General features: G+C 49.2%; 13 protein-coding genes and 1 pseudogene. 6 read left to right on the plus strand and 8 right to left on the minus strand.

Going from position 1 to position 13997, the window contains the following annotated elements:
• Positions 1 to 10 precede the first annotated feature (10 nt).
• Both yaaA and OQV04_RS07790 read right to left on the minus strand, forming a co-directional pair.
• Positions 11 to 787 (minus strand): peroxide stress protein YaaA, encoded by a 777-nt coding sequence (yaaA, locus tag OQV04_RS07785; RefSeq protein WP_000906203.1) that lies wholly within the window; start codon positions 785 to 787, stop codon positions 11 to 13.
• 69 nt (positions 788 to 856) lie between these two features.
• Entirely contained in the window at positions 857 to 2287 is a 1431-nt protein-coding gene (locus OQV04_RS07790; RefSeq protein WP_032288391.1) for an alanine/glycine:cation symporter family protein, read from the minus strand.
• Between the two features lie 278 nt (positions 2288 to 2565).
• Between OQV04_RS07790 and tal the strand changes: the two genes are divergently transcribed.
• Both tal and mog read left to right on the plus strand, forming a co-directional pair.
• Complete coding sequence (tal, locus tag OQV04_RS07795; protein ID WP_000130185.1) at positions 2566 to 3519, plus strand: transaldolase; 954 nt, start codon at positions 2566 to 2568, stop codon at positions 3517 to 3519.
• 114 nt (positions 3520 to 3633) lie between these two features.
• Entirely contained in the window at positions 3634 to 4221 is a 588-nt protein-coding gene (gene mog / locus OQV04_RS07800; RefSeq protein WP_001295414.1) for a molybdopterin adenylyltransferase, read from the plus strand.
• Positions 4222 to 4255: 34 nt separating this feature from the next.
• Here mog and satP read toward each other — a convergent pair whose 3' ends face one another.
• The 3 genes from satP to OQV04_RS07815 all read right to left on the minus strand — a co-directional run bounded on the left by satP (position 4256) and on the right by OQV04_RS07815 (position 6114).
• Complete coding sequence (satP, locus tag OQV04_RS07805) at positions 4256 to 4822, minus strand: acetate uptake transporter (RefSeq protein ID WP_274446648.1); 567 nt, start codon at positions 4820 to 4822, stop codon at positions 4256 to 4258.
• Between the two features lie 148 nt (positions 4823 to 4970).
• Positions 4971 to 5684 (minus strand): acidic protein MsyB, encoded by a 714-nt coding sequence (msyB, locus tag OQV04_RS07810; protein ID WP_001102367.1) that lies wholly within the window; start codon positions 5682 to 5684, stop codon positions 4971 to 4973.
• A 25-nt stretch (positions 5685 to 5709) separates the two neighbouring features.
• Positions 5710 to 6114 carry a DUF2541 family protein gene (locus tag OQV04_RS07815; RefSeq protein WP_001520432.1) on the minus strand — a complete coding sequence of 135 codons (405 nt, stop codon included), beginning with the start codon at positions 6112 to 6114 and terminating at the stop codon, positions 5710 to 5712.
• Positions 6115 to 6490: 376 nt separating this feature from the next.
• On the opposite strand from OQV04_RS07815, the gene dnaK reads away from it, so the two are divergent.
• The gene (dnaK, locus tag OQV04_RS07820; protein WP_000516135.1) at positions 6491 to 8407 is read left to right on the plus strand and encodes a molecular chaperone DnaK; all 1917 of its coding nucleotides are present in this window, start codon (positions 6491 to 6493) and stop codon (positions 8405 to 8407) included.
• 88 nt (positions 8408 to 8495) lie between these two features.
• The gene (gene dnaJ, locus OQV04_RS07825) at positions 8496 to 9626 is read left to right on the plus strand and encodes a molecular chaperone DnaJ (protein WP_032282087.1); all 1131 of its coding nucleotides are present in this window, start codon (positions 8496 to 8498) and stop codon (positions 9624 to 9626) included.
• Positions 9627 to 9729: 103 nt separating this feature from the next.
• Here the strand turns inward: dnaJ and mokC are convergent, their stop codons facing one another.
• Positions 9730 to 9882: a type I toxin-antitoxin system toxin MokC gene (gene mokC, locus OQV04_RS07830; protein WP_000809168.1), complete on the minus strand. Its 153-nt coding sequence runs from the start codon at positions 9880 to 9882 to the stop codon at positions 9730 to 9732.
• Between the two features lie 585 nt (positions 9883 to 10467).
• Between mokC and nhaA the strand changes: the two genes are divergently transcribed.
• Positions 10468 to 11634: a Na+/H+ antiporter NhaA gene (gene nhaA, locus OQV04_RS07835; protein ID WP_000681368.1), complete on the plus strand. Its 1167-nt coding sequence runs from the start codon at positions 10468 to 10470 to the stop codon at positions 11632 to 11634.
• A gap of 65 nt (positions 11635 to 11699) precedes the next feature.
• On the plus strand, positions 11700 to 12599 hold the full coding sequence (gene nhaR, locus OQV04_RS07840; RefSeq protein WP_001300855.1) for a transcriptional activator NhaR: 900 nt from the start codon (positions 11700 to 11702) through the stop codon (positions 12597 to 12599).
• A gap of 37 nt (positions 12600 to 12636) precedes the next feature.
• Here the strand turns inward: nhaR and OQV04_RS07845 are convergent, their stop codons facing one another.
• Both OQV04_RS07845 and OQV04_RS07850 read right to left on the minus strand, forming a co-directional pair.
• Positions 12637 to 13596 carry a hypothetical protein gene (locus tag OQV04_RS07845; protein WP_032222136.1) on the minus strand — a complete coding sequence of 320 codons (960 nt, stop codon included), beginning with the start codon at positions 13594 to 13596 and terminating at the stop codon, positions 12637 to 12639.
• Between the two features lie 12 nt (positions 13597 to 13608).
• Positions 13609 to 13920 (minus strand): annotated as a pseudogene (locus OQV04_RS07850) (FimD/PapC C-terminal domain-containing protein); the annotation flags it as partial.
• Between the last annotated feature and the right edge of the window lie 77 nt (positions 13921 to 13997).

Here is a 13997-nt window from a genome sequence, read left to right on the forward strand (position 1 = left end):
GACTACAAACTTAACGCTGCTCGTAGCGTTTAAACACCAGTTCGCCATTGCTGGAGGAAGCTTCATCAAAGAAGTAACCTTCGCTATTAAAACCAGTCAGTTGCTCTGGTTTGGTCAGCCGATTTTCAATAATGAAACGACTCATCAGACCGCGTGCTTTCTTAGCGTAGAAGCTGATTATCTTAAATTTGCCGTTCTTCTCATCGAGGAACACCGGCTTGATAATCTCGGCATTCAATTTCTTCGGCTTCACCGATTTAAAATACTCATCTGACGCCAGATTAATCACCACATTATCGCCTTGTGCTGCGAGCGCCTCGTTCAGCTTGTTGGTGATGATATCTCCCCAGAATTGATACAGATCTTTCCCTCGGGCATTCTCAAGACGGATCCCCATTTCCAGACGATAAGGCTGCATTAAATCGAGCGGGCGGAGTACGCCATACAAGCCGGAAAGCATTCGCAAATGCTGTTGGGCAAAATCGAAATCGTCTTCGCTGAAGGTTTCGGCCTGCAAGCCGGTGTAGACATCACCTTTAAACGCCAGAATCGCCTGGCGGGCATTCTCCGGCGTGAAATCTGGCTGCCAGTCATGAAAGCGAGCGGCGTTGATACCTGCCAGTTTGTCGCTGATACGCATCAGCGTGCTAATCTGCGGAGGCGTCAGTTTCCGCGCTTCATGGATCAACTGCTGGGAATTGTCTAACAGCTCCGGCAGCGTATATCGCGTGGTGGTCAACGGGCTTTGGTAATCAAGCGTTTTCGCAGGTGAAATAAGAATCAGCATATCCAGTCCTTGCAGGAAATTTATGCCGACTTTAGCAAAAAAAGAGAATGAGTTGATCGATAGTTGTGATTACTCCTGCGAAACATCATCCCACGCGTCCCGAGAAAGCTGGCGACCGATATCCGGATAACGCAACGGATCAAACACCGGGCGCACGCCGAGTTTACGCTGGCGTAGATAATCACTGGCAATGGTATGAACCACAGGCGAGAGCAGTAAAATGGCGGTCAAATTGGTAATAGCCATGCAGGCCATTATGATATCTGCCAGTTGCCACATCAGCGGAAGACTTAGCAAGGTGCCGCCGATGACCGTTGCGAAGGTGCAGATCCGCAAACACCAGATCGCTTTAGGGTTGTTCAGGCGTAAAAAGAAGAGATTGTTTTCGGCATAAATGTAGTTGGCAACGATGGAGCTGAAGGCAAACAGAATAACCACGAGGGTAACAAACTCAGCACCCCAGGAACCCATTAGCACCCGCATCGCCTTCTGGATAAGCTGAATACCTTCCAGCGGCATGTAGGTTGTGCCGTTACCCGCCAGTAATATCAGCATGGCGCTTGCCGTACAGATGACCAGGGTGTCGATAAAAATGCCAATCATCTGGACAATTCCTTGCGCTGCCGGATGCGGAGGCCAGGACGCCGCTGCCGCTGCCGCGTTTGGCGTCGAACCCATTCCCGCCTCATTGGAAAACATACTGCGCTGAAAACCGTTAGTAATCGCCTGGCTTAAGGTATATCCCGCCGCGCCGCCTGCCGCTTCCTGCCAGCCAAAAGCACTCTCAAAAATAGACCAAATGACGTGGGGAAGTTGCCCGATATTTATTACGCAAATCACCAGGCTGGTCAGTACCCAGATTATCGCCATCAACGGGACAAACCCCTGCATGAGCCGGGCGACGCCATGAAGACCGCGAGTGATTGCCAGCAGAGCAAAGACAGCGAGAATAATGCCTGTCACCAGCGGGGGAAAATCAAAAGAAAAACTCAGGGCTCGGGCAACAGCGTTTGCCTGAACTCCGCTGAAAATTATGCCGTAGGCGATGAGCAAAAAGACGGCGAACAGAACGCCCATCCAGCGCATCCCCAGCCCGCGCGACATATACCATGCCGGTCCGCCACGAAACTGCCCATTGACGTCACGTTCTTTATAAAGTTGTGCAAGGGAACATTCGGCAAACGAGGTCGCCATGCCGATAAACGCGGCAACCCACATCCAGAAGACGGCTCCAGGTCCACCGGCGGTAATAGCCAGCGCAACGCCGGCCAGGTTGCCGCTACCCACGCGCGCCGCAAGACTGGTACACAATGACTGAAATGAGGTTAAACCGCCTGGCTGTGGATGAATGCTATTTTTAAGACTTTTGCCAAACTGGCGGATGTAGCGAAACTGCACAAATCCGGTGCGAAAAGTGAACCAACAACCTGCGCCGAAGAGCAGGTAAATCATTACCGATCCCCAAAGGACGCTGTTAATAAAGGAGAAAAAATCTGGCATGCATATCCCTCTTATTGCCGGTCGCGATGACTTTCCTGTGTAAACGTTACCAATTGTTTAAGAAGTATATACGCTACGAGGTACTTGATAACTTCTGCGTAGCATACATGAGGTTTTGTTTAAAAATGGCGGGCGATATCAACGCAGTGTCAGAAATCCGAAACAGTCTCGCCTGGCGATAACCGTCTTGTCGGCGGTTGCGCTGACGTTGCGTCGTGATATCATCAGGGCAGACCGGTTACATCCCCCTAACAAGCTGTTTAAAGAGAAATACTATCATGACGGACAAATTGACCTCCCTTCGTCAGTACACCACCGTAGTGGCCGACACTGGGGACATCGCGGCAATGAAGCTGTATCAACCGCAGGATGCCACAACCAACCCTTCTCTCATTCTTAACGCAGCGCAGATTCCGGAATATCGTAAGTTGATTGATGATGCTGTCGCCTGGGCGAAACAGCAGAGCAACGATCGCGCGCAGCAGATCGTGGACGCGACCGACAAACTGGCAGTAAATATTGGTCTGGAAATCCTGAAACTGGTTCCGGGCCGTATCTCAACTGAAGTTGATGCGCGTCTTTCCTATGACACCGAAGCGTCAATTGCGAAAGCAAAACGCCTGATCAAACTCTACAACGATGCAGGTATTAGCAACGATCGTATTCTGATCAAACTGGCTTCTACCTGGCAGGGTATCCGTGCTGCGGAACAGCTGGAAAAAGAAGGCATCAACTGTAACCTGACCCTGCTGTTCTCCTTCGCTCAGGCTCGTGCTTGTGCGGAAGCGGGCGTATTCCTGATCTCGCCGTTTGTTGGTCGTATTCTTGATTGGTACAAAGCGAATACCGATAAGAAAGAGTACGCTCCGGCAGAAGATCCGGGCGTGGTTTCTGTATCTGAAATCTACCAGTACTACAAAGAGCACGGTTATGAAACCGTGGTTATGGGCGCAAGCTTCCGTAACATCGGCGAAATTCTGGAACTGGCAGGCTGCGACCGTCTGACCATCGCACCGGCACTGCTGAAAGAGCTGGCGGAGAGCGAAGGGGCTATCGAACGTAAACTGTCTTACACCGGCGAAGTGAAAGCGCGTCCGGCGCGTATCACTGAGTCCGAGTTCCTGTGGCAGCACAACCAGGATCCAATGGCAGTAGATAAACTGGCGGAAGGTATCCGTAAGTTTGCTATTGACCAGGAAAAACTGGAAAAAATGATCGGCGATCTGCTGTAATCATTCTTAGCGTGACCGGGAAGTCGGTCACGCTACCTCTTCTGAAGCCTGTCTGTCACTCCCTTCGCAGTGTATCATTCTGTTTAACGAGACTGTTTAAACGGAAAAATCTTGATGAATACTTTACGTATTGGCTTAGTTTCCATCTCTGATCGCGCATCCAGCGGCGTTTATCAGGATAAAGGTATCCCTGCGCTGGAAGAATGGCTGACATCGGCGCTAACCACGCCGTTTGAACTGGAAACCCGCTTAATCCCCGATGAGCAGGCGATCATCGAGCAAACGTTGTGTGAGCTGGTGGATGAAATGAGTTGCCATCTGGTGCTCACCACGGGCGGAACTGGCCCGGCGCGTCGTGACGTAACGCCCGATGCGACACTGGCAGTAGCGGACCGCGAGATGCCTGGCTTTGGTGAACAGATGCGCCAGATCAGCCTGCATTTTGTACCAACTGCGATCCTTTCGCGTCAGGTGGGTGTGATTCGCAAACAGGCGCTGATCCTTAACTTACCCGGTCAGCCGAAGTCTATTAAAGAGACGCTGGAAGGTGTGAAGGACGCTGAGGGTAACGTTGTGGTACACGGTATTTTTGCCAGCGTACCGTACTGCATTCAGTTGCTGGAAGGGCCATACGTTGAAACGGCACCAGAAGTGGTTGCTGCATTCAGACCGAAGAGTGCAAGACGCGACGTTAGCGAATAAAAAAATCCCCCCGAGCGGGGGGATCTCAAAACAATTAGTGGGATTCACCAATCGGCAGAACGGTGCGACCAAACTGCTCGTTCAGCACTTCACCCATCGCCAGATAGATTGCGCTGGCACCGCAGATCAGACCAATCCAGCCGGCAAAGTGGATGATCGCGGCATTACTGGCAATGTTACCGATCGCCAGCAGGGCAAACAGCACGGTCAGGCTAAAGAAAACGAATTGCAGGACGCGTGTGCCTTTCAGAGTGCCGAAGAACATAAACAACGTAAATACGCCCCACAGACCCAGGTAGACACCAAGGAACTGTGCATTTGGCGCATCGGTCAGACCCAGTTTCGGCATCAGCAGAATCGCAACCAGCGTCAGCCAGAAAGAACCGTAAGAGGTGAATGCGGTTAAACCGAAAGTGTTGCCTTTTTTGTACTCCAGCAGACCGGCAAAAATTTGCGCGATGCCGCCGTAGAAAATGCCCATGGCAAGAATAATAGCGTCCAGAGCGAAATAACCCACGTTGTGCAGATTAAGCAGAATGGTGGTCATGCCGAAGCCCATCAGGCCCAGCGGTGCCGGATTAGCCAACTTAGTGTTGCCCATAATTCCTCAAAAATCATCATCGAATGAATGGTGAAATAATTTCCCTGAATAACTGTAGTGTTTTCAGGGCGCGGCATAATAATCAGCCAGTGGGGCAGTGTCTACGATCTTTTGAGGGGAAAATGAAAATTTTCCCCGGTTTCCGGTATCAGACCTGAGTGGCGCTAACCATCCGGCGCAGGCAGGCTATTTGCAGTACGGCTGGAATCGTCACGCGATAGGCGCTGCCGCTGACCGCTTTAACCCCATTTAATGCTGCGCCCACAGGGCCTCCCAGACCCGCGCCGCGCAGCAAACCATGCCCAAGCACGCTCATTGCTGCGTGGGTGCGTAAAATGCGGGTCAATTGGCTGGAAAGCAAATGCGACACGCCTTTTGCCAATAATTTGTCTTTCATCAGCAGCGGCAGCAGCTCTTCCAGCTCATTCACCCTGGCATCGACCGCGTGCAGAAACTCCTGCTTATGTTCCTCGTCCATTTTCTTCCAGGTATTACGCAGAAATTGTTCCAGTAACTGTTGCTCAATTTCAAACGTAGACATCTCTTTGTCGGCTTTCAGCTTCAATCGTTTTGAAACATCGAGCAAAATGGCCCGATACAATTTACCGTGTCCGCGCAGTTTGTTGGCGATACTATCGCCACCAAAATGCTGTAATTCTCCAGCAATCAGCTGCCAGTTGCGGCGATGTTGCTCGGGATGTCCTTCCATCGATTTAAACAGTTCGTTGCGCATCAGTACGCTGGAGAGGCGAGTTTTGCCTTTTTCATTATGGGTGAGCAGCCGGGCGAAATTTGCTAACTGTTCCTCACTACAATGCTGGAGAAAATCCAGATCTGAATCATTCAGGTAATTAACATTCATTTTTTGTGGCTTCTATATTCTGGCGTTAGTCGTCGCCGATAATTTTCAGCGTGGCCATATCCGATGAGTTCACCGTATGACCGGAAAAGGTGATTTTTGAGACGCAGCGTTTATTGTCGTTATCGCTGTTAATGTTGATCCAGTCAGTGGTTTGCCCTTCTTTTATTTCTGAAGGAATATTCAGGCTCTGACTGGCGCTACGGGCGGCTTTGAAATAAACCGATGCACCGCTTAACTGTAAATCGCCATGGTCGGCAGAGAGTTGTATGCGTTTCACAATGCGACAAACAGGAAGTTTCAGCGCCAGATCGTTGGTTTCGTTACGCGGCATCGCAATGACGCCGAGGAGTTTATGGTTGTTTGCCTGCGCCGTGCAGCACAGCATCAGGCTAATCGCCAGGCTGGCGGAAATCGTAAAAACGGATTTCATAAGGATTCTCTTAGTGGGAAGAGGTAGGGGGATGAATACCCACTAGTTTACTGCTGATAAAGAGAAGATTCAGGCACGTAATCTTTTCTTTTTATTACAATTTTTTGATGAATACCTTGGCTGCGATTCATTCTTTATATGAATAAAATTGCTGTCAATTTTACGTCTTGTCCTGCCATATCGCGAAATTTCTGCGCAAAAGCACAAAAAATTTTTGCATCTCCCCCTTGATGACGTGGGTTACGACCCCATTTAGTAGTCAACCGCAGTGAGTGAGTCTGCAAAAAAATGAAATTGGGCAGTTGAAACCAGACGTTTCGCCCCTATTACAGACTCACAACCACATGATGACTGAATATATAGTGGAGACGTTTAGATGGGTAAAATAATTGGTATCGACCTGGGTACTACCAACTCTTGTGTAGCGATTATGGATGGCACCACTCCTCGCGTGCTGGAGAACGCCGAAGGCGATCGCACCACGCCTTCTATTATTGCCTATACCCAGGATGGTGAAACTCTGGTTGGTCAGCCGGCTAAACGTCAGGCAGTGACGAACCCGCAAAACACCCTGTTTGCGATTAAACGCCTGATTGGCCGCCGCTTCCAGGACGAAGAAGTACAGCGTGATGTTTCCATCATGCCGTTCAAAATTATTGCTGCTGATAACGGCGACGCATGGGTCGAAGTTAAAGGCCAGAAAATGGCACCGCCGCAGATTTCTGCTGAAGTGCTGAAAAAAATGAAGAAAACCGCTGAAGATTACCTGGGTGAACCGGTAACTGAAGCTGTTATCACCGTACCGGCATACTTTAACGATGCTCAGCGTCAGGCAACCAAAGACGCAGGCCGTATCGCTGGTCTCGAAGTAAAACGTATCATCAACGAACCGACCGCAGCTGCGCTGGCTTACGGTCTGGACAAAGGTACTGGCAACCGTACTATCGCGGTTTATGACCTGGGTGGTGGTACTTTCGATATTTCTATTATTGAAATCGACGAAGTTGACGGCGAAAAAACCTTCGAAGTTCTGGCAACCAACGGTGATACCCACCTGGGTGGTGAAGACTTCGACAGCCGTCTGATCAACTATCTGGTTGAAGAATTCAAGAAAGATCAGGGCATTGACCTGCGCAACGATCCGCTGGCAATGCAGCGCCTGAAAGAAGCGGCAGAAAAAGCGAAAATCGAACTGTCTTCCGCTCAGCAGACCGACGTTAACCTGCCGTACATCACTGCAGACGCGACCGGTCCGAAACACATGAACATCAAAGTGACTCGTGCGAAACTGGAAAGCCTGGTTGAAGATCTGGTTAACCGTTCCATCGAGCCGCTGAAAGTTGCACTGCAGGACGCTGGCCTGTCTGTATCTGATATCGACGACGTTATCCTCGTTGGTGGTCAGACTCGTATGCCAATGGTTCAGAAGAAAGTTGCTGAGTTCTTTGGTAAAGAGCCGCGTAAAGACGTTAACCCGGACGAAGCTGTAGCAATCGGTGCTGCTGTTCAGGGTGGTGTTCTGACTGGTGACGTAAAAGACGTACTGCTGCTGGACGTTACCCCGCTGTCTCTGGGTATCGAAACCATGGGCGGTGTGATGACGACGCTGATCGCGAAAAACACCACTATCCCGACCAAGCACAGCCAGGTGTTCTCTACCGCTGAAGACAACCAGTCTGCGGTAACCATCCATGTGCTGCAGGGTGAACGTAAACGTGCGGCTGATAACAAATCTCTGGGTCAGTTCAACCTGGATGGTATCAACCCGGCACCGCGCGGCATGCCGCAGATCGAAGTTACCTTCGATATCGATGCTGACGGTATCCTGCACGTTTCCGCGAAAGATAAAAACAGCGGTAAAGAGCAGAAGATCACCATCAAGGCGTCTTCTGGTCTGAACGAAGATGAAATCCAGAAAATGGTACGCGACGCAGAAGCTAACGCCGAAGCTGACCGTAAGTTTGAAGAGCTGGTACAGACTCGCAACCAGGGCGACCATCTGCTGCACAGCACCCGTAAGCAGGTTGAAGAAGCAGGCGACAAACTGCCGGCTGACGACAAAACTGCTATCGAGTCTGCACTGACTGCACTGGAAACTGCTCTGAAAGGTGAAGACAAAGCCGCTATCGAAGCGAAAATGCAGGAGCTGGCACAGGTTTCCCAGAAACTGATGGAAATCGCCCAGCAGCAACATGCCCAGCAGCAGACTGCCGGTGCTGATGCTTCTGCAAACAACGCGAAAGATGACGATGTTGTCGACGCTGAATTTGAAGAAGTCAAAGACAAAAAATAATCGCCCTATAAACGGGTAATTATACTGACACGGGCGAAGGGGAATTTCCTCTCCGCCCGTGCATTCATCTAGGGGCAATTTAAAAAAGATGGCTAAGCAAGATTATTACGAGATTTTAGGCGTTTCCAAAACAGCGGAAGAGCGTGAAATCAAAAAGGCCTACAAACGCCTGGCCATGAAATACCACCCGGACCGTAACCAGGGTGACAAAGAGGCCGAGGCGAAATTTAAAGAGATCAAGGAAGCTTATAAAGTTCTGACCGACTCGCAAAAACGTGCGGCATACGATCAGTATGGTCATGCTGCGTTTGAGCAAGGTGGCATGGGCGGCGGCGGTTTTGGCGGCGGCGCAGACTTCAGCGATATTTTTGGTGACGTTTTCGGCGATATTTTTGGCGGCGGACGTGGTCGTCAACGTGCGGCGCGCGGTGCTGATTTACGCTATAACATGGAGCTCACCCTCGAAGAAGCTGTACGTGGCGTGACCAAAGAGATCCGCATTCCGACTCTGGAAGAGTGTGACGTTTGCCACGGTAGCGGTGCAAAACCAGGTACACAGCCGCAGACCTGTCCGACCTGTCATGGTTCTGGTCAGGTGCAGATGCGCCAGGGTTTCTTTGCCGTGCAGCAGACCTGTCCACACTGTCAGGGCCGCGGTACGCTGATCAAAGATCCGTGCAACAAATGTCATGGTCATGGTCGTGTTGAGCGCAGCAAAACGCTGTCCGTTAAAATCCCGGCAGGGGTGGACACTGGAGACCGCATCCGTCTTGCGGGCGAAGGTGAAGCGGGTGAGCATGGCGCACCGGCAGGCGATCTGTACGTTCAGGTTCAGGTTAAACAGCACCCGATTTTCGAGCGTGAAGGCAACAACCTGTATTGCGAAGTCCCGATCAACTTCGCTATGGCGGCGCTGGGTGGTGAAATCGAAGTACCGACCCTTGATGGTCGCGTTAAACTGAAAGTGCCTGGCGAAACCCAGACCGGTAAGCTGTTCCGTATGCGCGGTAAAGGCGTCAAGTCTGTCCGCGGTGGCGCACAGGGTGATTTGCTGTGCCGCGTTGTCGTCGAAACACCGGTAGGCCTGAACGAGAAGCAGAAACAGCTGCTGCAAGAGCTGCAAGAAAGCTTCGGTGGCCCAACCGGCGAGCACAACAGCCCGCGCTCAAAGAGCTTCTTTGATGGTGTGAAGAAGTTTTTTGACGACCTGACCCGCTAACCTTCCCAAAAGCCTGCCCGTGGGCAGGCCTGGGTAAAAATAGGGTGCGTTGAAGATATGCGAGCACCTGTAAAGTGGCGGGGATCACTCCCCGCCGTTGCTCTTACTCGGATTCGTAAGCCGTGAAAACAGCAACCTCCGTCTGGCCAGTTCGGATGTGAACCTCACAGAGGTCTTTTCTCGTTACCAGCGCCGCCACTACGGCGGTGATACAGATGACGATCAGGGCGACAATCATCGCCTTATGCTGCTTCATTGCTCTCTTCTCCTTGACCTTACGGTCAGTAAGAGGCACTCTACATGTGTTCAGCATATAGGGGGCCTCGGGTTGATGGTAAAATATCACTCGGGGCTTTTCTCTATCTGCCGTTCAGCTAATGCCTGAGACAGACAGCCTCAAGCACCCGCCGCTATTATATCGCTCTCTTTAACCCATTCTGTTTTATCGATTCTAATCCGGAAGACGCCTCGCATTTTTATGGCGTAATTTTTTAATGATTTAATTATTTAACTTTAATTTATCTCTTCATCGCAATTATTGACGACAAGCTGGATTATTTTTGAAATATTGGCCTAACAAACATCGCCGACTGACAACAAATTAATTATTACTTTTCCTAATTAATCCCTCAGAAATCCTCACCTTAAGCTATGATTATCAGGGCTTAGGGTCACCCGTCAGCGCTTACAGCCGTCAAAAACGCATCTCACCGCTGATGGCGCAAATTCTTCAATAGCTCGTAAAAAACGAATTATTCCTACACTATAATCTGATTTTAACGATGATTCGTGCGGGGTAAAATAGTAAAAACGATCTATTCACCTGAAAGAGAAATAAAAAGTGAAACATCTGCATCGATTCTTTAGCAGTGATGCCTCGGGAGGCATTATTCTTATCATTGCCGCTATCCTGGCGATGATGATGGCCAACAGCGGCGCAACCAGTGGATGGTATCACGACTTTCTGGAGACGCCGGTTCAGCTCCGGGTTGGTTCACTCGAAATCAACAAAAACATGCTGTTATGGATAAATGACGCGCTGATGGCGGTATTTTTCCTGTTAGTCGGTCTGGAAGTTAAACGTGAACTGATGCAAGGATCGCTAGCCAGCTTACGCCAGGCCGCATTTCCAGTTATCGCCGCTATTGGTGGGATGATTGTGCCGGCATTACTCTATCTGGCCTTTAACTATGCCGATCCGATTACCCGCGAAGGGTGGGCGATCCCGGCGGCTACTGACATTGCCTTTGCACTTGGTGTGCTGGCGCTATTGGGAAGTCGTGTTCCGTTAGCGCTGAAGATCTTTTTGATGGCTCTGGCTATTATCGACGATCTTGGGGCCATCATTATCATCGCATTGTTCTACACTAATGACTTATCGATGGCCTCTCTTGGGGTCGCGGCTGTAGCAATTGCGGTACTCGCGGTATTGAATCTGTGTGGTGTACGCCGCACGGGCGTCTATATTCTGGTTGGCGTAGTGTTGTGGACTGCAGTGTTGAAATCGGGGGTTCACGCAACCCTGGCGGGGGTAATTGTCGGCTTCTTTATTCCTTTGAAAGAGAAGCATGGGCGTTCTCCAGCGAAGCGACTGGAGCATGTGTTGCACCCGTGGGTGGCGTATCTGATTTTACCACTGTTTGCATTTGCTAATGCTGGCGTTTCACTGCAAGGCGTCACGCTGGATGGCTTGACCTCCATTCTGCCATTGGGGATCATCGCTGGCTTGCTGATTGGCAAACCGCTGGGGATTAGTCTGTTCTGCTGGTTGGCGCTGCGTTTGAAACTGGCGCATCTGCCTGAGGGAACGACTTATCAGCAAATTATGGCGGTGGGGATCCTGTGCGGTATCGGTTTTACTATGTCTATCTTTATTGCCAGCCTGGCCTTTGGTAGCGTAGATCCAGAACTGATTAACTGGGCGAAACTCGGTATCCTGGTCGGTTCTATCTCTTCGGCGGTAATTGGATACAGCTGGTTACGCGTTCGTTTGCGTCCATCAGTTTGACAGGACGGTTTACCGGGGAGCCATAAACGGCTCCCTTTTCATTGTTATCAGGGAGAGAAATGAGCATGTCTCATATCAATTACAACCACTTGTATTACTTCTGGCATGTTTATAAAGAAGGTTCTGTGGTTGGCGCAGCGGAGGCGCTTTATTTAACACCACAAACCATTACCGGACAGATTCGGGCGCTGGAAGAGCGCCTGCAAGGCAAATTATTTAAGCGCAAGGGACGTGGTCTCGAGCCCAGCGAGCTGGGGGAGCTGGTCTATCGCTATGCCGATAAAATGTTCACCTTGAGCCAGGAAATGCTGGATATCGTGAACTATCGCAAAGAATCCAATTTATTGTTTGACGTTGGCGTGGCTGATGCACTTTCCAAACGTCTGGTCAGTAGCGTGCTGAATGCTGCAGTAGTAGAAGGCGAGCCGATTCATCTTCGCTGCTTCGAATCCACCCACGAAATGCTGCTGGAGCAATTAAGCCAGCATAAACTGGATATGATCATTTCCGACTGTCCGATAGATTCTACGCAGCAGGAAGGCCTGTTCTCCGTGAGAATTGGCGAATGTGGCGTGAGTTTCTGGTGTACAAATCCACCGCCGGAAAAACCGTTCCCAGCTTGTCTTGAAGAACGGCGGCTTTTGATTCCTGGGCGACGTTCAATGTTAGGGCGCAAATTACTTAACTGGTTTAACTCCCAGGGATTAAACGTAGAAATCCTTGGCGAGTTTGATGATGCCGCTTTGATGAAAGCTTTTGGTGCGATGCACAATGCAATCTTCGTTGCCCCAACGCTTTATGCATATGACTTTTATGCCGATAAAACTGTCGTAGAAATTGGTCGCGTCGAGAATGTGATGGAAGAGTACCATGCTATTTTTGCTGAGCGGATGATTCAGCACCCGGCGGTACAGCGAATCTGCAATACGGATTATTCTGCGCTTTTTAGTCCAGCGGCGCGTTAATCGGCACCTCCCCCAAAGTTAAGGTGGGGGAGATAGATTAGTTGTACATAACCACGATTTTGACTCGGCTCATTATTTGCCCGCTTGAGACATTATTTCCATATGTACGCGGGCGAATAAATAGAGGAATCTGATTACTTCCTTCATGGGGATGCTGAAAAGAGTAGTAATTGCTTTTACCATACTGGATTTCATTCGTACCATCATTGGAGAGTTGAAAGCCTATTTGACCCGCACCGTCCTCACTGTTTTCTAACTCATTTTTTAATATGCTGGTTCCTGACTCCTGTATCGTCACTGGTTCAAAGTAATATTCAACGTCACTGGGTTCAAAAACTAATTCACCTTGCTCGCCCTGGATGCAGTCAAATCTTATATGATGAAACTGATAATTTTCATTATTGATACGAGACAGTACAAATCGTCCAGTGTCGATGGATTGATCTTCAAAACCACAGGTCATTAAATTTACCTGTAAAATAGTATTTAAATTAAAATTAAAGCGGACGCTATTACAATTAGTATTATTCCCTGTACATGAACTCACTTCAATTTCGAACAACAAAGGAAAAGGCGTTCCTGGAAAAATATCTGCGGTGTTGGAACTATCTGATACAGATGCGATAGAGTATGGAATGGTGAAATTTATCGCAGATAGCATCTCTTCTAAATTATAAGATGACTTCCCTGGAAGCTCTATTTTTTTACCGTCAGATTCAAAGGGGAAATTAATAATATAATGACGACTTCCGACTTTAAACCTTAAAGCGTTCTGTGTTAAAAAATGAACTTTAATGGCGTTAGTCGTCTCTTGCAAGTCTGCACACTCAATGATATTTCCGGTGTTTTCAATTTTTTCGGCGGTGAGATTACCTTTCATACTCAGTGGCTTGAGTATATATGTTCCACGTTGTTCCCCGACATTGCTCAATCCACAGGGAGCACTTTGCACAATAAAAGAATATAGACTCAAGGTGATTAATAAAAGCCACTTCATAGTAAACTCCTTTTACTGGCATATATATGTTTTGTTTTCATCGATAACGTGTTGGAAAGTAATAGTACGGAATAAATTCTGTTCATCATTGAGAGCAACTTTTATGCCAGTTGGAATTTCATCTACGCGAATAAAAAGGCGACTACCCTGGCCAACGACTCCAATATTGTTTTCCTGGAGATCCAGTACGTCATAGCCAAAAGTTAATGGCGAACCATCGGAACGCAGTGCCTGTATATACCAGGGCTTACGTTGGTCAGTTGTAAACTGCACATAAGAAACTGCTCCACGGTAAGGCGCAATAATTTGACGATTGCCCTGCAAGGTGATGCTGCCAACTTACTGATTTAGTGTATGATGGTGTTTTTGAGGTGCTCCAGTGGCTTCTGTTTCTATCAGCT

Origin of the sequence: Escherichia sp. Lx600-2 (genome assembly GCF_036662595.1) — a bacterium.
Lineage (GTDB): Bacteria > Pseudomonadota > Gammaproteobacteria > Enterobacterales > Enterobacteriaceae > Escherichia > Escherichia coli.